Here is a 19,675-nt window from a genome sequence, read left to right on the forward strand (position 1 = left end):
GGACCCGGCCGGGGGGGGGGGGGCCGCGGCAGCCAGGTGGTGCGCCATCGCCCCGATCCCCAGGCCGCCGAGCACCCCGGCCGGGGCCAGCACGGTCGTGGCGGCCAGCGCCGGTATCAGCGCCGGTATCAGCGCCGTTTGGGTGATCAGGTAGTTGAGCGCCTGGATGGTGTTGCCCATGGTCGCCCCGACGATCTCGACCATCGCCATCGGGATGACCAGGCCGAGGCCCTGGGGATTGAACAGTGCGGTGTACATGATCGCCAGCAGGTCGTCGATGATCACGATGCTGGTGAACGCGAAATACGACCCGGGGTCCAGTGGCACCGAGAAGATGTAGGCCAGGTTCGCCGGGTTCAAATAGCTCAGCGGGTTGCCGGTCCAGGCCAGCCACGATCCGGGCACCCCGGGTGGCGGCAGCGCCCCCGACCCGTTGAGCCCGGCGAACCACTCGGCCAGCGGGTCGGAGATACCGGTGAAGCCGATCTGTTTGAAGAACTCCGTCAGCTGCGCATACAGCGGGTACTGACTGCTGTCGGGGTAGGGCGGATGCGGGACGAGTCCTTCGAGCCATTTCCCGAAGTCGATGAACCACTGCGGCGGCTGGGGTGGTGTCGCATCGGCGCTGCCGGGAGTCTTGAGCACGGTCGGCGCCGGCTCGAGCTGCGGGGCTGACGCCACCGCAGTGGCCGCTGTCGCCTGGTAGCCGGTCATCACGGTGGCGGCCTGCAACCACATCCGGGCATAGTCGGCCTCATTCAGCGCGATCGGAATCGTGTTGATACCAAAGAAATTTGTGCCCGTCAGCACGGCGTGGGTGACGTGGTTCGCCACCAGTTCGGCCATCGTCGGCATCGCCGCCAGTGCGCTGGTGTAGCCGGCGGCCGCGGTCTGCTGCTGGGCGGCTGTCGCGGTCGCAGTAGCACCGGCGCGTACCAACCAGGCCAGGTACGGCGCGTTGGCGGCCACGAACGCCTCCGCCGACGGCCCGTGCCATACCCCGGGCTGCACCGCGCCCAGCAACGCGGTCAGCTCATCGGCGGTGGCGGTGTACTCGGCGGCCAGCGCGGTCCACGCCGCGGCCGAGGCCAGCAGCGGGCCGGCACCGGGACCTGCCGACAATAACGTTGAATGTACTTCTGGCGGAGACGCCATCCAGATAGGCGCGGTCACGTCGACCAGCTCTCTCGGGGTACACCGCCCCGGGTAGCAGGATGCGACGACGTGAGTGTCCTGACTCTCGGATCAACGCTCGCCTCGCCTTCCAACTCCGCAAAGAGCCGTGGCTGTTGAGGGTCGCTCCCCGATCACAGTGGCGGGACCGTGCCGGATTTACACCGGCTTCCTGCACCGTCGTTGCCTTACCGGCGCATTATCGCACGCGTCAAGGCGTCTGCTCGCGCTGCGCCCGCGTCCAGGTGCCCGGCGTCATCGGGATGACGGCACCGCCGCCGAACGCATCCCCGGCCAGGGCGGTGAGTCCGCTGGGCAGCACGTCCGCCGGTCCCGCAGCGCTCGCGGCGTCTTCCAGATCCATGTATTCATAGCCGCGGCCCAGCATGCCGGTCTTCGCCTTGCGGCGCCGGCGGGCCCTGGCCTGCCCCTCGACAGCGGCCGCTGGGGCGGGAACCTCGACGGCATCGGGCTCGGGCGCTTTGCGGCGGCGGGCGCTGGTGCCCGCCGCGCGGCGGGCTTGCTGGCCCAGGCCGGCAACCAGATACATGGCGGACAGGCCGTCCACCGGGGCCAGCGGCGGTGCGGGCGCGGGCGGTGGGGCACCCGGCGCGGCAGGCGCCGGGGCCGCAGGGGGTGCCGGAGCCGGCGCGGGAGCGGGGGCGGACGCCGGGACCGGCGGTGTGGGTGCCACCGTCAGACCGGCGAACGGCGGCGGCGCCGGGATCAGCGGCACCGGCACGGCGTGCGGGGCCGCCAGACCGGACAGCCCCGCCAAACCGGCCAGCGGCGCCACGGTCAACGGCGCCAGCGCGGCGGTCATCATCGGCAGCATCACCGGGATCAGCACGATGGCCTGCTCCAGCAGCGTCTTGAGCAGGGCGATCACGTCGGTGATGATGGTGCCGATCGCCTCTACCGCGGTGAACAGCAGTGTCGAGGCGATGGTGCCCGGGTTACCGGAGGCGAACGCCGCGGTGAGGTCCGCGCCGATGAAGGCGAACGTCTGCGACAGGTAGGCGGCAAACGATCCGAAATCCATCGGGTAGCCCAGCGCGAACGCCACGTTGTAGGGGCTCAAAAAGCTCAGCGGATTTCCGGTGATGGTCAGCCAGGGGTCGAACCCGGCGAAGATCGACTGCAGGTAGGGGTTGGCCGCCAGCTGCTTGATCATCGGCTGCAGCACATTGTTGTAGAAGTCGGTGTAGCCGCTGTTCTGCAGCCACTGCATGATGTCGTTCTGCCGGTCCGGCGGCAGCGCTGGTTGGCTCGCGTCGGCCGATTCGGCCTTGGCGATTTGCGGTGCGGCGACCGTTTGCGGACTCGATGCCACCGCCGCCCCGGCCACGGCCTGATAGGTGGCCATCACTGCGGCGGCCTGGAACCACATCCGGCCGTAGTCGGCCTCGTTCAGCGCGATCGGGATGGTGTTGACGCCGAAGAAGTTCGTGCCCACCAGCACCGCGTGGGCGGTGTGGTTGGCCGCCAGCTCCGCCGGCGTGGGCATCGCCGCCAGCGCGCCGGTGTAGGCCGCGGCCGCGGTCTGCTGCTGGCCGGCCATCACCGCACTGGCGGCACCGGCCTGGGTCAACCAGGCCAGATACGGAGCGTTGGCCGCCACATACGCCTCGGCGGACGGGCCCTGCCACGCCCCGGTCTGCACCGCAGCCAGCAGCCCCGACAGTTCGTCGGCGATCGCGGCGTACTCGGTGCCCAGCGCGCTCCACGCCGCCGCCGACGCCAACAGCGGGCCGGGACCGGGGCCGGCCGACAGCAACGTCGAATGGATTTCCGGAGGGGATGCGATCCAGATCGGCGCGGTCACGTTCGTCAGCTCTCTCGGGGAGCCCCACCCCGAATCGACAGCGTCATCGCCTTACCGGCGCATTGTCGCACGCCAGGCGTGCCTAATCGCCGCCGAGCGTGAAATTGCCTTCACGCTCGGAGTCCGACAGTGAAGCTAACTTCACGTTCGGCGGGGCCCTCAGACCTCGGCGTCGATCGCGGCGTTCAGCGTCGGGCTGGGCCGCATCACCGCCGCCGTCATGTCGTGGTCCGGCTTGTAGTAGCCGCCGATGTCCACCGGCTTGCCCTGCACCACGGTCAGCTCGTCGAGTATGACGTCCTGGTTCTTGTTCAGGGCGTCGGCCACCGCGGCGAAGTGCTTGGCCAGCTCGGGGACCTCGGTCTGCGCGGCGAGTTCCTCCGCCCAGTATTTGGCGAGGAAGTACTGGCTGCCGCGGTTGTCCAGCTCACCGGCCTTTCGCGACGGGCTCTTGTTGGCGTCGAGCAGCTTGCCGATCGCCGCGTCCAGCGTCGACCCCAGGACCTTGGCGCCCACGTTGTCAGCCTTGACACCCAGGTCGTCGAAACTGGCTGCCAGCGCGAGGAATTCGCCGAGCGAGTCCCAGCGCAGGTGGTTCTCCTCCACCAGCTGCTTGACGTGCTTGGGCGCCGAACCGCCCGCGCCGGTTTCATACATGCCGCCGCCGGCCATCAGCGGCACGATCGACAGCATCTTGGCGCTGGTGCCCAGCTCCAGGATCGGGAACAGGTCGGTGAGGTAGTCGCGCAGGATGTTGCCGGTGACGGCGATGGTGTCCTGACCGCGGATCAGCCGCTCCAGGGTGTAGCGCATGGCCCACACCTGCGGCATGATCTGGATCTCCAGGCCCTCGGTGTCGTAGTCCTTCAGGTAGGCCTTGACCTTCTTACGCAGCTCCGCCTCGTGCGGGCGCTCGGTGTCGAGCCAGAACACCGCCGTCATGCCCGAGGCCCGGGCCCGCTGGACGGCCAGCTTCACCCAGTCCTGGATGGCGGCGTCAGTCACCCGGCACAGCCGCCAGATGTCGCCGGCTTCCACGTTCTGGGTCAGCAGCACCTCACCGGTGGCCAAATCGACGATGTCGGCGACACCGGACTCGGGCACCTCGAACGTCTTGTCGTGGCTGCCGTACTCCTCGGCCTTCTGCGCCATCAACCCGACGTTGGGGACGGTTCCCATGGTGGCCGGGTCGAATTGGCCGTGCGTCTTGCAGAAGTTGATCAGCTCCTGATAGATGCGGGCGAAGGTCGACTCGGGGTTGACGGCCTTGGTGTCCTTCTGCCGTCCGTCGGCGCCGTACATCTTGCCGCCGGCCCGGATCATCGCCGGCATGGAGGCGTCCACGATCACGTCCGACGGCGAGTGGAAGTTGGTGATGCCGTTGGCCGAGTCGACCATCGCCAGCTCGGGGCGGTGCTCGTGGCAGGCGTGCATGTCCTCGATGATCTCCTCGCGTTGCGAGGCCGGCAGCGTCTCGATCTTGCTGTAGAGGTCGGACAGGCCGTTGTTGACGTTGACGCCCAAATCGTCGAAGAGCTTCTGGTGCTTGGCGAACGCATCCTTGTAGAACACCTTGATGGCGTGGCCGAACACGATCGGATGGCTGACCTTCATCATGGTCGCCTTGACGTGCAGCGAGAACATCACACCGGTCTTGCGGGCGTCCTCCATCTCCTCTTCGTAGAACTCGCGCAGCGCGGCCACACTCATGAACATCGAGTCGATGATGTCGCCGGCCAGCAGCGGCACCTTCTCCTTGAGCACAATCGTCTTGCCGCTCTTGGTCTTCAGCTCCATCTTGATGTCGCGGTCGCGGTCCAGCGTCATCGACTTCTCGCCGTGGTAGAAGTCACCGCCGCGCATGGTGGCCACATGCGTGCGCGACGCCATCGACCACTCGCCCATGCTGTGCGGGTGCTTGCGCGCGTACTCCTTGACCGCCTTGGGTGCGCGCCGGTCCGAGTTGCCTTCCCGCAGAACCGGGTTCACCGCACTGCCGAGGCACTTGCCGTAGCGGTCGTGAATGTCGCGCTCGTCGTCGGTCTTCGGGTCCTCGGGATAGTCCGGCAGGTTGAATCCCTTGCCCTGCAGTTCCCTGATGGCGGCCACCAGCTGCGGCACCGAGGCGCTGATGTTGGGCAGCTTGATGATCGTGGTGTCGGGCAGGTGGGTGAGCCGACCGAGTTCGGCCAGATTGTCGGGCACCTGCTGGGCCTCGGTCAAAACGTCGGGGAACTGGGCCAGGATGCGCGCCGCCAGCGAGATGTCACTGGGCTTGACGTCGATTCCCGCCGGCCCGGTGAAGGCCTGCACGATCGGCAGGAACGAATACGTCGCCAGCAGCGGCGCCTCGTCGGTCAGCGTGTAGATGATGGTCGGCTGGTCGGCGCACATGGCTGTTCTCCCGGCGTCAGGGTTCGTGTGTGGTTGTGCTCCGCGTTGTACACGGCGGACCCAGTATCTCGCACCGCGCAATGGCGGCCACCGGCGGTGATCAGGTGGCGGCACCTCCACGGGATGAGATAGGCTGCGAGGCGGTCATGAGTGCCAGCGCTAAGCCCCGGCTTGCTGGCCGGCAACCCTCCAACCGCGGTGGGGTGCCCCGGGTGATTGACCGGGTTGAGTAGCCAGCACCGGCTACACGGCAAGCGCGGGTCCGCCACCACGGGCCCCCCGAGTAGACAGGGGAACCTGATGCGTGCCTCTTTGTGCCCGCTCGCCCGTTGCTGTTGTCACTGACTCCACCTCTGCGCCAGCGATAACAACTCACGGAAGAAAGCATTCACACATGACCGCCGGTAACAACTGGTCGTTCGAGACCAAGCAGATCCACGTCGGCCACGCCGGTGACCCGGAGACCGGGTCGCGCGCCCTGCCGATCTACCAGACCACGTCGTACCTGTTCCGCGACACCGACGAGGCCGCGGCCCGCTTCGCGCTGGCCGAGCCGGGCAACATCTACACCCGGCTGACCAACCCGACCAGCGCGGTCATCGAGGAGCGCATCGCCGCGCTGGAGGGCGGGGTCGCCGCGGCCCTGCTGTCCTCGGGACAGTCGGCCAGCACGTTCGCGATCTTGGCCCTGGCCGAGACCGGCGACCACATTGTGGCCAGCCCGCGGCTGTACGGCGGCACCTACAACCTGTTCCGCTACTCGCTGCCCAAGCTGGGTATCGAGGTCAGCTTCGTCGAGGACCCCGACAGCCTGGAGTCCTGGGCCGCAGCGGTACGGCCCAACACCAAGGCGTTCTACGCCGAGACCATCTCCAACCCGAAGATCGACATCCTCGACACCCCGGGGGTCTCGAAGGTGGCCCACGACCACGGTGTGCCGCTGATCGTCGACAACACCATCGCCACCCCGTATCTGATCCAGCCGATCAGCCAGGGCGCCGACATCGTGGTGCACTCGTGCACCAAGTTCCTGGGTGGGCACGGGACCGCGATCGCCGGCGTGGTCGTCGACAGCGGCAACTTCGACTGGACCCAGGGCCGCCACCCGGTCTTCACCACCCCCGACCCCAGCTACAACGGCCTGGTCTACGCCGACCTGGGCCCGCCGGCGTACGCGATCAAGATCCGTGCCCAGCTGATGCGCGACTACGGGTCGGTGGCCTCGCCGTTCAACGCCTTCCTGATCGCCCAGGGGCTGGAGACGCTGAGCCTGCGGATCGAGCGCCACGTCGCCAACGCGCAGCGGGTGGCGGAGTTCCTGGCCGCCCGCGACGACGTGCTGAGCGTCAACTACGCCGGGCTGGCCGACTCGCCGTGGCACCACCTGGCGCAGCGGCTGGCTCCCAAGGGCGTCGGCGGTGTGCTGTCCTTTGAGGTGGCCGGCGGTGTCGAGGCAGGAAAGGCCTTCGTCAACGCGCTGAAGCTGCACAGCCACGTCGCCAACATCGGCGACGTGCGCTCACTGGTGATCCACCCGGCGTCCACCACCCACAGCCAGCTCTCCGGGGACGAACTGCTGTCCACCGGGGTCACCCCGGGCCTGGTGCGGCTGTCGGTCGGCATCGAGGGCATCGAGGACATCCTGGCCGACCTGGAGCTCGGGTTCGCCGCGGCCTCGGCACAGCTCGGCGAATCGTCGGCGCTGGCGGCGCGTTGAGGCGGTCGGCCATGACGATCTCCGACGTGTCCAGGCAGGTGCTGCCCGCCGAGGGCGAGACCGGGGTGGTCGGCATCGGCTCGCTGCGCTTGGAGAGCGGGGCGGTGCTCGACGATGTCAGCATCGCCGTGCAGCGCTGGGGCGAGCTGTCGCCGCGGCGCGACAACGTGGTCATGGTGCTGCACGCGCTGACCGGCGACTCCCACGTCACCGGGCCCGCCGGGCCCGGGCATCCCACCGCGGGCTGGTGGGATGGGATCGTCGGGCCGGGCGCCCCGATCGACACCGACCGCTGGTGCGCGGTGGCCACCAACGTGCTGGGCGGCTGCCGCGGCTCGACCGGCCCGAGCTCGCTGGCCCGTAACGGAAAGCCTTGGGGCTCACGGTTTCCCGCCATCTCCATTCGCGACCAGGTGGAAGCCGATATCGCCACGCTGGCCGCGCTGGGCATCACCGAGGTGGCCGCGGTGCTGGGCGGTTCGATGGGCGGCGCCCGCGGCCTGGAGTGGATGATCGGCCACCCGGAGAAGGTGGGCGCGGGCCTGCTGCTGGCGGTCGGGGCCCGGGCGACCGCCGACCAGATCGGCACCCAGAGCACCCAGATCGCCGCGATCAAGGCCGACCCGGACTGGTGCGGCGGCGACTATTACGGCACCGGCCGCAGTCCCGAGGCCGGGCTGGCGGTCGCCCGGCGCATCGCGCACCTGACCTACCGCGGCGAGGCCGAGCTGGACCGTCGGTTCGGCAACGCCGCCCAAGAGGGTGAGGACCCCGCTGCCGGCGGGCGCTACGCCGTGGAGAGCTACCTGGGCTACCAGGGCGGCAAGCTGGTGTCCCGGTTCGACGCGGGCAGTTATGTGACGCTGACCGATTCGCTGTCCTCCCACGACGTGGGGCGCGGCCGGGGTGGCGTCGCGGCGGCCCTGCGCGGCTGCCGGGTGCCGGCGGTGGTCGCCGGGATCACCTCCGACCGGCTGTATCCGCTGCGCCTGCAGGCCGAGCTGGCCGACCTGCTGCCCGGCTGCGACGGCCTGCAGGTGCTCGACTCCGAGTACGGGCACGACGCCTTCCTGCTCGAGACCGACCGCGTCGGCGCGCTGATCCGCCAGACCCTGGACTTGGTGGGCCCGGCCGGGGACCGCCGGCGGTGAGCCCCCAGGCGCGGCACGACCGATCGCTGTCGTTCGGCTCGCAGGCCGCCGCCTACGAGCGGGGCCGGCCGTCCTATCCCCCGGAGGCCATCGACTGGCTGCTGCCGCCGGGCGCCCGCGACGTCCTCGACCTAGGCGCCGGCACCGGAAAGCTGACCGCCCGGCTGGTGGAGCGCGGCCTGGACGTGGTGGCCGTGGACCCGATCGCCGAAATGCTCGAGGTGCTGGCCGCGGCGCTGCCGGGAACCCCGGCCCTGCTCGGGACGGCCGAGCAGATCCCGTTGCCGGACAACAGCGTCGACGCCGTGCTGGTGGCCCAGGCCTGGCACTGGTTCGACGCGGCGCGGGCCATCCCCGAACTCGTGCGGGTGCTGCGGCCCGGCGGCCGGCTGGGCCTGGTGTGGAACACCCGCGACGAACGGCTGGGCTGGGTCAAGGAGCTGGGCACGATCATCGGCCGCGAGGACGCCCGCGACGCGGTGGATGCCGGCGTGCACCTACCCGAACCGTTCGGCGACATCCAGGGCCACCAGGTGGAGTGGACCAACTACCTGACACCGCAGGCGCTGATCGACCTGGTCGCCTCCCGCAGCTACTGCATCACCTCACCGGACGCCGTGCGCACCAAGACGCTGGACCAGGTCCGCAGGCTGCTGGCCACCCATCCGGCGCTGGTCGGTGCGACCGGTCTGGCGCTGCCCTACGTCACGGTGTGCGTGCGGGCAACGCTGTCGGACTCCTGAAAGCCAGTCGACCCACCGCACTGTGCACCAAGCGTGACCTGCCCGTGTCACCGTCGTGACTGCGCTCCTGAAGTGTTCTTACCGACGGGCGGCCATCGAGCCGCCCGCACCGCAACGGAGGGGGACGGACATGGAGTACAGCCGCGCGAGATCAGCGGTGCCCACGGCGACGGCGATGACCGCGGCCGGGACGGTATGGGCGGGCCTGATCGCCTCCGTGTGGCTGGCGGCGCCGGCGCAGGGCAGTCCGGTGGACACGTCGTTCCTGTCGGATCTGACCGGGGCGGGCGTCCCGGTCGGCGACCCGGCCGCGACCGCGGCGTTGGGCCAGTCCGTCTGCCCGATGCTCACCGAACCCGCCGGCACGGCCGCCTCGGTGGCGGCGCCGGTCGCCGGCCTGGGCAGCGGTCCCGCGATGTCACCGGAGATGGCGCAGCTGTTCACCGAGATCGCTGTGCAGGTCTACTGCCCGCAGATGCTGTCCCAGCTGGCCAGCGGCCAGGTGCCGGAGCTGCCGATGATCCCGGGCATGCCGGGCGGCGGCATTCCGGGGCTGTCCGGCGGCATTCCCGGGCTGCCCGGGGGGATCCCGGCCATCCCGGGCGCTTAGCCGGTAGCGCCGGCGACCGGCCCGCGCTCGAGGCCATCGAGCTAGCCCAACCGCAGGATCAGCTGGTGCCCAGCGGGTCGATGGTCGCGGCGATGTAGAGCATCACCGTCGACATGGCGGCCATGGTCGCGAAGTCCAGACCCCGGTCACGCAGCACCAGCAGCCCAGCCCGATCCGGCGACAGCACCAGCCGCAGCGCGGCCGCCACCCCGGCGCCGATGCCGATCAGCAGCGCGCCGCGGCGCCAGAAATTGGCCCCGGCCAGCGCGAACGCGGCGACGAAGACTAGGCCGACCACCACGATCGGCCACTGGGCGGCGAGCACCCGGCGAACCCGCGTCACAGTGCGCTCTCGACCCGTTCGACGACATTGGTCAGCAGGAACGCCCGGGTCAGCGGGCCCACGCCGCCGGGGTTCGGCGAGACGTGCCCGGCCACCTCCCACACGTCGGGGTGCACGTCGCCGACCAGTCCGGCGTCGGTGCGGCTGACACCGACATCGACGATGGCCGCCCCCGGACGCACCATGTCGGCGGTGAGCATGTGCGGGACCCCGACCGCGGCGACGATGATGTCGGCCTGCCGGGTCAGCGCCGGCAGGTCAAGAGTTGCGGTGTGGCACAACGTCACGGTGGCGTTTTCCGAGCGGCGGGTCAGCAGCAGTCCCAGCGGGCGGCCGACGGTCACGCCGCGCCCGATCACCACGACATGAGCGCCGGCGATCGGCACGTCGTAGCGGCGCAGCAGGTGCACGATTCCGCGCGGCGTGCACGGCAGCGCCGCCGGCGTGCCCAGCACCAGCCGGCCCAGGTTGGTCGGATGCAGTCCGTCGGCGTCCTTGGCCGGGTCGACGCGCTCCAGCGCGGCGTTCTCGTCGAGCTGCTTGGGCAGTGGCAGCTGCACGATGTAGCCGGTGCAGTCCGGGTTGGCGTTCAGCTCGTCGATGGTGTCGTTGAGCTGCGCCGTGCTGGCGTCGGCGGGCAGGTCGCGGCGGATCGAGGTGATGCCGACCTTGGCGCAGTCGGCGTGCTTGCCGCGCACGTAGGCATGTGAGCCGGGGTCGTCGCCGACCAGGATGGTGCCCAGCCCGGGCGTACGGCCCGCGGCGGCCAGCGCGGCCACCCGGTCTTTCAGGTCGACGAAGATCTCGTCGCGCGTCGCCTTGCCGTCCAACGTGATCGCACCCACGCGGACAGTCTGGCATGACCACCCGCGTACTCTCCCGATATGCCCGCTCCCGACGTCTTCAGCCCCGCCAAGCTCGGCCCGATCACGCTGCGCAACCGAGTCATCAAGGCGGCCACCTTCGAGAACCGCACACCCGGTGCGCTGGCCTCCGACGACCTGATCGAATACCACCGCCTGCCGGCAGCCGGCGGGGTGGGCATGACCACGGTCGCCTACTGCGCGGTCTCCCGAGGCGGCCGCACCTCCGACGACGGGCTGTGGATGCGTCCGGAGGCCGTTCCCGGGCTGCGCCGGCTCACCGACGCCGTGCATGCCGAGGGCGCGGCCGTCAGCGCCCAGATCGGCCACGCCGGCCCGGTCGCCGACGCCCGCTCCAACAAGGCCCGCGCCCTGGCCCCGGTGCGGTTCTTCAACCCGATCGGCATGCGGTTCGCCAAGAAGGCCACCCGCGACGACATCGACGAAGTCACCAAGCAGCACGCCGACACCGCCCGCTACGCTCTCGACGCCGGCTTCGACGCCGTCGAGATCCACCTCGGCCACAACTATCTGGCCAGCTCGTTTCTTTCTCCGCTGATCAACCGCCGCTCCGACGAGTTCGGCGGTTCGTTGGCCAACCGCGCCAAGGTGGCCCGCGGGATCGTGCAGGCGGTCCACAAGGCGGTGGGCGGTCAGATCGCGGTAACGGCCAAGCTCAACATGTCCGACGGCGTGCGCGGCGGCATCAGCCTGGACGAGTCGCTGACTACCGCGAAGTGGCTGCAGGACGACGGCGGCTTGGACGCCCTGGAACTGACCGCCGGCAGCTCCCTGGTCAACCCGATGTACCTGTTCCGCGGGCACGCGCCGATCAAGGAGTTCGCGAGTGTCTTTCCCCCACCGCTGAGTTGGGGCATGCGGATGACCGGCAAGAAGTTCCTGCGCGAATACCCCTACACCGACGCCTACCTGTTGGAACACGCCCGGCTGTTCCGCGCCGAGCTGTCGCTGCCGCTGATCCTGCTGGGCGGCATCACCAACCGCGAAACGATGGATCAGGCGATGGCCGAGGGCTTCGAATTCGTCGCGATGGCCCGCGCGCTGCTGGCCGAACCGGACCTGATCAACCGGATCGCCGCCGAGCCGGCGACTTTGTCGGAATGCATCCACTGCAACCAGTGCATGCCCACGATCTATAAACGCACCCACTGCGTGGTCACCGGCGCGCCGGACTCGATTCGCTGACGATCTCGACTCGCGGCCCGGTAGACAAACCACCCCTTCACTGCGCCCGATACAGTTGATCCGATGAGTCACCCTGTTCCGCCGGTGCTGACCGTGCGCTACGACGGGTCGCAAGGCACGTTCTCCGCAGGCCACGATGTGGTCATCGGGCGTGACCTGCGCGCCGACATCCGCATCCCCCATCCCCTGGTTTCGCGCGCGCATCTGTTGCTGCGCTTCGAGCAGGGCAGATGGCTGGGGGTCGACAACGGCTCCCTGAACGGCATCTACGTCAACGGCCAGCGGGTGCCGGTCGTCGAGGTCCGCGACGGTCAGGCCGTCAATCTCGGCAACCCGGACGGGCCGCGGGTGTCCTTCGAGGTCGGGCGCCACCAGGGCCAGGCCGGCCGCCCGCCGCAGACCGTCTCGATCCAGCTGCCCCAGCCGGGCCAGCCAGGAATAGCCCGCCCGGTCCGGCCGCCGCAGCCGCCGGGCCGGCCGTCCCATCCCGACCCGGCGCTCTACCCGGACCCGCGTTCGGCCGGGCACCCCGGCGTGCAGCAGCCCTACCGGGCCGCCCCGCCGCCGCAGCAGGCGCCTCCCACCCACCGGCAACCGGCCTACCCCGGCAGCTCGGCCGGCCCGGCGGGTTCGGCGGGCGAGGCCGCATTGCGGCCCGGCTACCAACCGCCCGCGCCACCGTCGTCGCCGGCCGAGGTGTTTCCGCTGCGGCAGCCGTCCACCCGGATGGCGCCGGTGGCGGCCAAGCCCCCGGAGGTCGGCAACCTCGCCACCCGGATGATCGACATCCTGCGGCCCGCCGCCGCGCCGCCGGAGGCACCCGCCGGTGCGATGACCATCGGGCGGGCCACCGACAACGACGTCGTCATCTCCGACGTGCTGGCCTCCCGGCACCACGCGATGCTGATCTCGACCCCGCTGGGCACCGAGATCCGCGACAGCCGCAGCATCAACGGAACATTCGTCAACGGCGTCCGGATCGGCTCGGCGATCCTGTCCGAGGGCGACGTGGTCACGATCGGCAACGTCGACCTGGAATTCACCGGCGGCACCCTGCTGCGCCGCACCGAGGCCGCGACCCGCAGCGGCGGCCTGGAAGTTCGGGACGTCTGCTTCGACGTCGAGGGCGGCAAGCGACTGCTCAACAACATCACGCTGACCGCGCGGCCGGGCACCTTGACCGCGATCATCGGCGGCTCGGGTGCCGGCAAGACGACGCTGTCGCGCCTGATCGCCGGCTACACCAAGCCGACCGCCGGTTCGGTCACCTTCGAGGGCCACAACATCCACACCGAGTACGCCTCGCTGCGCAGCCGGATCGGGATGGTGCCGCAGGACGACGTGGTGCACCGCCAGCTCACGGTTAACCAGGCGCTGGGCTACGCCGCCGAGCTGCGGCTGCCCCCGGACAGCACCAAAGCCGACCGGGACCGGGCGGTGGCCCAGGTGCTCGAGGAACTCGAGTTGACCAAGCATGCCGACACCCGGGTCGACAAGCTCTCCGGCGGCCAGCGCAAACGCGCGTCGGTGGCGTTGGAGCTGCTGACCGGGCCGTCGCTGTTGATCCTCGACGAGCCCACCTCGGGCCTGGACCCGGCCCTGGACCGCCAGGTGATGCTGATGCTGCGCGGGCTGGCCGACGCCGGACGCGTGGTGCTGGTGGTCACCCACTCGGTGTCCTACCTGGACGTCTGCGACCAGATTCTGCTGGTGGCGCCCGGCGGCAAGACCGCCTACTGCGGCCCGCCCAAAGAGGTCTTCCCGGCGATGGGCGCCGACAACTACGCCGACATCTTCGCCAACGTCGGCGCCGACCCCGACGAGGCCAACCGACGTTTCCTGGAGCGCGAAGGCGGCCACCAGGGCACCGCCGCCCCGGTGCCCGCCTCGCCGCCGGTCGATTTGGGCAGCCCGCCACCGGAGAGCCTGCGAAAACAGCTGTCGACGATCGCGCGCCGCCAAGTCCGGCTGATCGTCTCCGACCGGGGCTATTCGATCTTCCTGGGAGTGTTGCCCTTCATCGTGGGCGCCCTGTCGCTGACGGTGAAAGGCAAAGGCGGGCTGGGTATGCCGGGGCCCGACGCGCCGACCGAGCCGCAGTACATCATGGTGCTGCTCATCATCGGCGCGGTCTTCATGGGCACCGCGCTGACCATTCGAGATCTGATCGGGGAGCGCCCGATCTTCAAACGAGAACAGGCCGTCGGCCTGTCGACGGTCGCCTACCTGCTGGCCAAGGTCGCAGTCTTCTGCGCGTTCGCCACGGCGCAGGGCGCGATCGCCACCCTGATCGTGATTCTGGGCAAAGGCGGGCCGACGCAGGGCGCGGTGATGTTCGGCAGCGCGAACTTCGACCTGTTCCTCGCGGTCGCCGGAACCTGTGTGGCCTCAGCGATTCTCGGGCTGGCGCTGTCGTCGTTCGCGCAGTCCAACGAGCAGATCATGCCGATGCTGGTGGTATCGATCATGTCGCAACTGGTGCTGGCCGGCGGCATGATCCCGGTGACCGGACGAGTCGGGCTCTCCCAGGCCGCCTGGGTGACGCCGGGCCGGTGGGGCTACGCCGCGGGCGCGTCCGCGATCGACTTCAACAAGTTGGTCAACGTGCCGCAGATCCCCAAAGACCACCTGTGGGACCACACCAAGGGCATCTTCCTGCTCGACATGGCGATGTTGGCCCTGCTGTCGGTGTTCTACACCGTGGTGGTGTGGTGGAAGATCCGGCTCAAGCGCTGAGCTCAGCGCTGGTCGGGCTCGCTGTCCAAGCGCAAACCGTGGGCGAGCGCATACGCCATCGCCTGTCCGATATCGATGCGCGCGCCGGTCAGCGACGCGGTGGTCCACAGCGTCGCGTCGACTCGCGCCCCGCGCAGATCCGCCTGGTCCAGCCGGGTGCTGCTGGTGCGGGCGCCGGTCAGATCGGCCCCGCGCAGTACCGCCTTACGCAGGTCGGCCTCCACCAGATTGGCTTCTCGCAGCCGGCAGCCGCTGAGGTCCACGCCGCGTAGGTCGCTGCCGCCGAGCCCGGCCAAGGTGAAGTCCACATCCTCGAGCACCAGCGGCCGCATCCGGCACTGCACGAACGATGAGCCCAGCATGCTGCACTGGGAGAACGCGGTGTGCCACAACGAGGCCCGCTCGAATCGGCAGTTGCGGAACGCCGACCCGCGGTGCTGCGACTCGGCGAAATTCGCGCCGCTGAAGTCGCAGCCGTCGAACACCACCCGTTCGGTGCGCAGTCGCGAGAGGTCCTCGTCGCGAAAGTCGTGGCCCGCGAATTCCCGCCCGGACCACAGCGGCGCCTCGCTCAACCGTTGGAGACCAAACTGGCCAGCGCGTACTCGCTGATGGCGATCAGCGCGTCGCGGGCCGACCGCTGGTCGCGCGCGTCGACGGTGATCACCGGGATGTGCTCCGGCAGGGCGAGCGCCTTGCGCACGGCGGCGACCGGGTAGCGCGGGGCGCCCTCGAACTCGTTGACCGCGATCAAAAACGGTAGGTTGCGGTGCTCGAAGAAGTCGACCGCGGCGAAGCTGTCCTGCAACCGCCGGCAGTCGGCCAGGATGATCGCACCGATCGCGCCGCGCACCAGGTCGTCCCACATGAACCAGAACCGGCGCTGGCCGGGCGTCCCGAACAGGTACAGCACCAGGTCATCGGCGAGCGTGATGCGGCCGAAGTCCATCGCCACCGTGGTGGTCCGCTTGTCCGGGGTGGGCTCCAGGGTGTCGACGGCCGCCGAGGCATCGGTGACCAGCGCCTCTGTGCGCAACGGCATGATTTCGGAGACCGCGCCGACGAACGTGGTCTTGCCGACCCCGAACCCGCCCGCGATGACGATCTTCGTCGAGGTGGCGTCGTGGCTAGCCGAGCGCTCGTAGGCCACGCAGCGTCCTTCCTATCAGTTCTCGGCGTTCGTCCCGGGTGGACGCCTCGTTCAGCGTGCGACGCACCCGAAGGTAACCCGAGGTGACCAGATCCCCCACCAGGACGCGCGCAACACCCAGCGGCAGGTCCAGCCGAGCGGAGATCTCGGCAACCGACGGGCCAGTCTGACACAGTTCGACGATCCGGCCGCGCGGATCGCTGGCCGGCCACTGGTTGGGTTCCGCCGGCCGCACGGTCTGCACCGGGGCTTCCAGCGGAAGCCTGACGTCGGTATGGGTCCTACCGGCGGTCAGCGTATACGGGCGTACCAGATGCGCTTCGGCCTCCGGGCTGTCGGCGTGCTCAGGACTGTCCATTTCAGCGGGTCCTTACGAGTGCCGGCCCGGTGCCGACGACGCATTGCGGCGCGCCGACTGGACCACCGCGCCGACCCGTTCCACCAGGACCGCCATCTCGTAGCCGATCTGACCGATGTCGCAGGAGGAGCTCGCCAGCGTCGCCAGGTGCGAACCGTCGCCGACCCGCATCAGCAGCAGGTAGCCGTGCTCCATCTCCACCACCGACTGCAGCACCCGCCCGCCCTCGAACAACTGGGCCGCTCCACCGGCCAGGCTGGCCAATCCGGACGCCACCGCGCCGAGCTGGTCGGCTCGCTCCTTGGGCAGGTGCTCGCTGGCCGCGACGGTCAGTCCGTCGACCGACACCAGCACCGCGTGCGACACCCCGGGCACCTCGCGAGCGAAGTTGGTCACCAGCCAGTCCAGCGAGCCTTCGGGGGCGCGCCGCTGGTCGCTGGGATCGGTGGGAAAAGTCATTGCTGGTGGTGTCCCTGGTCGGTGTCGAGGCCAGTCTCGAGGCCGGTGTCCCGGGCGCGCGACCTCGCGGCGCGCACCCCGCTGAAGTGGCTGCTGATCGAGGCGCGGATCGCCGCAGGATCCCGCTCCGGTGCCTCATGGGCGGGCCCGCGCGGCACGCCGTTGGATGCTACCGGCTCCTCGGTGCCGCCGGGATCGTCCGGGCCCCGCGGCGGTGTCTCGGCTTCGGCCGAGCCGGGCACCAGTCGGGCGCCGGGTTCGCGGACCGGCAGGCCGTGCTCGGTGTGGGCGGCGACGGGGATGTTCTCCACTTCGGCGGCCACCGACCAGCCCCGGTCCCACACCGACTGCCAGTCCAGGTCGGCGCGCAGATCGGGGTCGTTGGGATCGCCACCCAACGCTTCGGAGAGCATCCGCTGATAGATCGTGTCGGTGTCGGGGTCATCGTCGGTGCGCTCGACGCGGGCCCGCGCCGCGAAGTAGGCCGACGTGTCTGCCGGCGAGGTCTTTTCGACCACCGGCTCGGGCTCGCGGTAGTCCTCTTCGGCCGGTTCTGCTGCGGGTTCTGCCGCGGGTTGTTCGGAGGCCTCCCACCAGGGCTGCGGCAGTTCGCGGCGGACCCGGCCGGCGTCGGCCGGCTCGTGCGCCGGCTGATCGGTCGGCATGCCGGTGATGCCGCTGGAGCCCGGTGTGCGGCGCGGCAGCAGCGAGACGACGGGACCGGGCTCGGCGTCCTCGGGTGGCGCATATGGCTCGGGCTCGTCGGCCGGATAAGGCCGATAGTCCTGATAGTCCTGATAGTCCCGGGGTTCGGGCGGGTAGGACGGCGTCGCCGGCGGGGCGGTGGGAGCCGGATACTGCGGCCGGGCCGGCTCGTCGGCGGGCCGGTGGGTCAGCAAGTGCGCCGGCAGGTACACCTCGGCGGTGATGCCGCGCGAGCCCTGCGAGGCGGGGAACAGCCGGACCTCGATCCCGTGCCGGTGCGCCAGCCGGGAGATCACGAACAGACCCATGTGGCGGGCGTTCTCCGGACTGAACTCGCCGCCGGACGCCAGCCGCATGTTGGCCATCCGCAGGTCGGCGTCGGTCATCCCCAACCCGGCGTCGACCACCTCGACCACCACCCCGCCGTCGTTCTCGATACCGGCGACCACCCGCACCGGCTCCGTCGGGGCCGAGTAGCGCAAGGCGTTGTCGATCAACTCCGCGAGCAGGTGCACGCCGTCCGCCGCCGCGGCGCCGATCACCGAGATGTCGGGCACCAGCACCGTCTGCACCCGGTGATAACCCTCCACCTCCGAGGCGGCGGCACTGATCATCGTGGCCAGCGAGATCGGCCGGCCCCGCTCGTGCGGCACCCGCGCCCCGGCCAGTACCAGCAGGTTCGCCCCGTTGCGCCGCATCCGGGCGGCGAGGTGGTCCAGCCGGAACAGGCTCTCGAGGCGGTCCGGGTCGTCCTCGTTGCGCTCCAGCCGGTCGATGAGCGCCAACTGCTGGTCGACCAGGGACCGGTTGCGCCGCGACATCGTCTCGAACATCTCGTTGACCAGGCGCCGCAGCCGGGCCTCATCACCGGCCAGCAACAGCGCCTGCGCGTGCAGCTCGTCGACGGCGTGGGCGACCTGACCGACCTCCTCGGTGGTGTAGACCGGCAGCGGCGCAGGCTCGCGTTCGTCGCCGGCGCGCACCCGGGCGATCTCGTGTTCGAGGTCGCCATGGGCGATTTGCAGCGCGCTATCGCGCAGCGTGCGCAGCGGCCGCACCAGCGAACGCGCCACCAGGTACACCGCCAGCAGCGTGGCGACGATCGCGGCCAGCACCAGCGCGATGTCGCGGATGGCGGCGGCGCGGCGGTCGGCGGCGCGGTCCTCCACCGCCTTGGTCACCGCCCCGGTGTTCTCGGCGATCAGCCGCGCGGCGATCTGGTCGGTGGTGCGGATGGAGTCGCGCAGCACCGGGTTGTTGGGCAGCACTTGCTCGGGGTCGGACATGATCGCCATCCGGGTCACCAGCTGCTGCTGCAGGCTCTTGGCCTCCGGGGAGTCGACGCCGAGAACCTCGCTCATCCCGAACAGCGTCGACGGCTCGGTGCCGGCCAACGTCATCATCGAGGTGCGCAGTTCCGGGTCGGGAAGCTCCCCGCCCCGGTTGACCAGCAGTTCCTGCATCATCATCTGACCGCGGGCGCCGACGGCGCGGCTCAGGCCCTCGGTCTGCGACCGGATCCGTTCACTGTCCAGACGCACCGACCCGTTGATGGCGTCCTCGGCGGTCAGCAGGATCGGCGCGTAGCCGGTCACCTCGTCGCGCAGGCCGATGCCGATGGTCGACACCCGATCCAGCAGCCCCGCGCCGCGCTCGATCAGCGTGTCCACCCCGGAGCGCACGTCGGCCGCGACGTCGGTGTGCGACAGCCGCGAGGCCAGCTCGTACTTGCGGTTCTCGAAGTTCTTCCTGGCACCCTCGACGTCCCCGTCGGAGGAGACGGCCACCAGCGCATCGCCCAGTGCCGACATGTAATTGGTGATCGCCGGGACCATCTCGGCGCGGTCGGCGACCAGCCGGAGCTGGTTGGCCTCGGACAGCGCGCTGGAGACTCGGAGCCCGCCGAAAACGGCGGCCAGCAGCATCGGCAGCAGGGCGATCGCCAGCACCTTCCACCGCACCGGCCAGTTGCGCACCGACCACCGCGACGGCCGTTTCACCGCCACGGCGTCCGGCTCTTCCGCATAGTTCTCGAGGTCCTCGAGTGCTGAGTCCACCCCGTCCGGGTGGTCGAAGAGCGTCACCGCTCGGCGGCCGGATCGCCGACCGCTCGGCTGAAATTCACCGTTTGCGCCTTCATTCGTCGGAGCTTCCGGCGTATCGCACCCGCTGAACCGTGAGCGGTGTGAGACCCGCCTTGATCTAGGCCGTCCCTACGTCGGCAATTCGACGAGTATGACAG

General features: G+C 70.0%; 16 protein-coding genes and 2 riboswitches. Of the genes, 6 read left to right on the forward strand and 10 right to left on the reverse strand.

Going from position 1 to position 19,675, the window contains the following annotated elements; all coding sequences use genetic code 11:
* The 3 genes from A5771_RS01880 to A5771_RS01890 form a co-directional block, all read right to left on the reverse strand.
* A partial coding sequence (locus tag A5771_RS01880) for a PPE family protein (RefSeq protein WP_109400991.1) occupies positions 1-1,173 on the reverse strand: 1,173 nt, incomplete at its 3' end.
* A gap of 33 nt (positions 1,174-1,206) precedes the next feature.
* Positions 1,207-1,390: riboswitch (cobalamin riboswitch) on the reverse strand.
* A complete protein-coding gene (locus A5771_RS01885) occupies positions 1,385-2,998 on the reverse strand; it encodes a PPE domain-containing protein (protein ID WP_064853509.1) in 1,614 nt (537 codons plus the stop codon). (Overlaps the previous riboswitch by 6 nt.)
* Positions 2,999-3,157: 159 nt before the next feature.
* Positions 3,158-5,392, reverse strand: a complete 2,235-nt coding sequence (locus A5771_RS01890) for an NADP-dependent isocitrate dehydrogenase (RefSeq protein WP_064853510.1) — start codon at positions 5,390-5,392, stop codon at positions 3,158-3,160.
* Between the two features lie 142 nt (positions 5,393-5,534).
* Positions 5,535-5,655, forward strand: a riboswitch (SAM riboswitch).
* Between the two features lie 131 nt (positions 5,656-5,786).
* Between A5771_RS01890 and A5771_RS01895 the strand changes: the two genes are divergently transcribed.
* From A5771_RS01895 to A5771_RS01910, 4 genes are all read left to right on the forward strand, one after another.
* Positions 5,787-7,109, forward strand: coding sequence for a bifunctional o-acetylhomoserine/o-acetylserine sulfhydrylase (locus A5771_RS01895; RefSeq protein ID WP_064853511.1), 1,323 nt, complete (start codon positions 5,787-5,789; stop codon positions 7,107-7,109).
* A gap of 11 nt (positions 7,110-7,120) precedes the next feature.
* Complete coding sequence (metX, locus tag A5771_RS01900) at positions 7,121-8,260, forward strand: homoserine O-acetyltransferase MetX (protein ID WP_064853512.1); 1,140 nt, start codon at positions 7,121-7,123, stop codon at positions 8,258-8,260.
* Positions 8,257-9,003 carry a class I SAM-dependent methyltransferase gene (locus tag A5771_RS01905; RefSeq protein ID WP_064853513.1) on the forward strand — a complete coding sequence of 249 codons (747 nt, stop codon included), beginning with the start codon at positions 8,257-8,259 and terminating at the stop codon, positions 9,001-9,003. Before metX ends, A5771_RS01905 begins: the two co-directional genes overlap by 4 nt.
* A gap of 130 nt (positions 9,004-9,133) precedes the next feature.
* On the forward strand, positions 9,134-9,613 hold the full coding sequence (locus A5771_RS01910) for a DUF732 domain-containing protein (RefSeq protein ID WP_165606135.1): 480 nt from the start codon (positions 9,134-9,136) through the stop codon (positions 9,611-9,613).
* 58 nt (positions 9,614-9,671) lie between these two features.
* Here the strand turns inward: A5771_RS01910 and A5771_RS01915 are convergent, their stop codons facing one another.
* Together A5771_RS01915 and A5771_RS01920 are read right to left on the reverse strand one after the other, a co-directional pair.
* Positions 9,672-9,956, reverse strand: coding sequence for a DUF3017 domain-containing protein (locus A5771_RS01915; protein WP_064853515.1), 285 nt, complete (start codon positions 9,954-9,956; stop codon positions 9,672-9,674).
* Positions 9,953-10,801, reverse strand: a complete 849-nt coding sequence (locus A5771_RS01920) for a bifunctional methylenetetrahydrofolate dehydrogenase/methenyltetrahydrofolate cyclohydrolase (protein ID WP_064853516.1) — start codon at positions 10,799-10,801, stop codon at positions 9,953-9,955. Before A5771_RS01920 ends, A5771_RS01915 begins: the two co-directional genes overlap by 4 nt.
* 39 nt (positions 10,802-10,840) lie before the next feature.
* Between A5771_RS01920 and A5771_RS01925 the strand changes: the two genes are divergently transcribed.
* A complete protein-coding gene (locus A5771_RS01925) occupies positions 10,841-12,025 on the forward strand; it encodes an NADH:flavin oxidoreductase (RefSeq protein WP_064853517.1) in 1,185 nt (394 codons plus the stop codon).
* A gap of 63 nt (positions 12,026-12,088) precedes the next feature.
* Positions 12,089-14,761 (forward strand): ATP-binding cassette domain-containing protein, encoded by a 2,673-nt coding sequence (locus tag A5771_RS01930; protein WP_064853518.1) that lies wholly within the window; start codon positions 12,089-12,091, stop codon positions 14,759-14,761.
* A 2-nt stretch (positions 14,762-14,763) separates the two neighbouring features.
* On the opposite strand, the gene A5771_RS01935 is transcribed toward A5771_RS01930, so the two are convergent.
* From A5771_RS01935 to A5771_RS01955, 5 genes are read right to left on the reverse strand one after another with little or no spacing between them, the layout of a single operon-like run.
* Complete coding sequence (locus tag A5771_RS01935; RefSeq protein WP_064853519.1) at positions 14,764-15,336, reverse strand: pentapeptide repeat-containing protein; 573 nt, start codon at positions 15,334-15,336, stop codon at positions 14,764-14,766.
* Positions 15,333-15,911, reverse strand: coding sequence for a GTP-binding protein (locus tag A5771_RS01940; RefSeq protein WP_064853520.1), 579 nt, complete (start codon positions 15,909-15,911; stop codon positions 15,333-15,335). The genes A5771_RS01935 and A5771_RS01940 overlap by 4 nt, the downstream gene beginning before the upstream one ends.
* Positions 15,889-16,269: a DUF742 domain-containing protein gene (locus A5771_RS01945; RefSeq protein ID WP_064853521.1), complete on the reverse strand. Its 381-nt coding sequence runs from the start codon at positions 16,267-16,269 to the stop codon at positions 15,889-15,891. Before A5771_RS01945 ends, A5771_RS01940 begins: the two co-directional genes overlap by 23 nt.
* A gap of 12 nt (positions 16,270-16,281) precedes the next feature.
* A complete protein-coding gene (locus tag A5771_RS01950; protein WP_064853522.1) occupies positions 16,282-16,728 on the reverse strand; it encodes a roadblock/LC7 domain-containing protein in 447 nt (148 codons plus the stop codon).
* Positions 16,725-19,517: an ATP-binding protein gene (locus A5771_RS01955; RefSeq protein ID WP_064853523.1), complete on the reverse strand. Its 2,793-nt coding sequence runs from the start codon at positions 19,515-19,517 to the stop codon at positions 16,725-16,727. Before A5771_RS01955 ends, A5771_RS01950 begins: the two co-directional genes overlap by 4 nt.
* Between the last annotated feature and the right edge of the window lie 158 nt (positions 19,518-19,675).

This window comes from Mycolicibacter sinensis (assembly GCF_001667375.1).
GTDB classification, from domain to species: domain Bacteria; phylum Actinomycetota; class Actinomycetes; order Mycobacteriales; family Mycobacteriaceae; genus Mycobacterium; species Mycobacterium sinense_A.